General features: G+C 68.5%; 1 protein-coding gene. It reads left to right on the top strand.

The features are described from left to right. Positions 1-96: 96 nt before the first annotated feature. On the top strand, positions 97-1,281 hold a 1,185-nt coding region (locus ACFWVD_RS28645), incomplete at its 3' end, for a hypothetical protein (RefSeq protein WP_379248018.1).

Raw genomic sequence — 1,281 nt, 5'->3', positions numbered from 1 at the left:
GAGGGCATTCGGGTGGTGCGACCGGGGGGACGTACCACCCGAATGCCGACTAGTGTTTTCCCCGTTGGTGCTTGCGGTGGGGGCAGGGGAAAACTGATGAGCCGTCAGTCGAGCGGAATGATCGGAAACTGGGCCGAGGCTCAGCGCAGGCAACAGCGGACGCAGGTGATCCAGCAGCGCGAGGCGGAGCGTCGCCGACGGGCGTGGGACCGGGACGTGGCCCGTGGCGAGCGCGAGCAGCAGGCCGCCTACCGGCAACATCGCGAAGTCGAGGCCCGACGTCGCACGGAGGGCATAGAGGCCGAGGTCGCGGCGCTACAGAACATGCTCGTGACAGGCTGCCGGGCACCTGCATTCCGGATGGCTTCACTCGTGCGAAACGAGGAGCTTGAACCGTTCCGTCCAGGGCCCTTGGCGCATCCGGTGGCGATACCCCGCATCGATGAGTTCTTGCAGCAAAGCAGTGGCATGGCGCTGGGTTCCTACCGCAGGGCTCAGGCGGAGCGCGAGGCACATGCCCAATACCACCGGGCGCACCAGAAGGCGAAGGCGGCGGAGACGCGGCGCCGGGAGCAACTTGCTGAGCACCGGCGACAGTACGACCGGTGGGCGGCCGAGCAGCTCGCAGTGATCCGCGCACACAACAACGGCCTGAGCGAGCTGGCCGGAAGGCTGCGCGCGGGTGAGGCCGAGGCCGTGGTGGAGTACTTCTCGGCTGCCCTTTACGCCTCCACGGCCTGGTCGGAGGAGCTGCCACGGCAGGTCTCGGCCGCGTACGATCAGGCGGCTCAGCAATTGGTGCTCGACTGGGAACTGCCTCGCTACGGCGTGGTACCTGAAGCCAAGTCGGTGCGGTACCTACCGAGCACGGACCAGGACAAGGAGACCGCCCGTCCAGTCACCCAGCGACGGGCGCTGTATCGGGACCTGCTGGCGCAGTGCGTACTCCTGGTAGTCCGTGAACTCTATGCTGCGGACGAGTTCGGCGCGCTGGACTCGGTAGTTGTCAACGGCTTCGTGGACGACCACGATCCAGCGACCGGCCTTGAGGCCCAGATCGTGCTCGCCACGATGTCTGCGGAGCGCGCTGCCTTCGAAGCACTCCGGCTGGAACAGGTCAGCGCGGTGGACTGCCTGGTCTCGGGGCTGGGCGGGCTGTTGTCGGCGCGGCCCGACCAGCTGACGGCGGTGCGCCCCGGGCGCCGGCCCGACGAGGTCGGCGGGGGTGTCGTCAGCCACGGCGGGCACGGGGGCGGCGCGGACGAGGACGAGCCGGATCTC

The sequence above is a fragment of the Nocardia sp. NPDC058666 genome, from assembly GCF_042714895.1.
GTDB lineage: Bacteria > Actinomycetota > Actinomycetes > Mycobacteriales > Mycobacteriaceae > Nocardia.
This window is presented reverse-complemented; position numbering and strand designations above follow the sequence as displayed.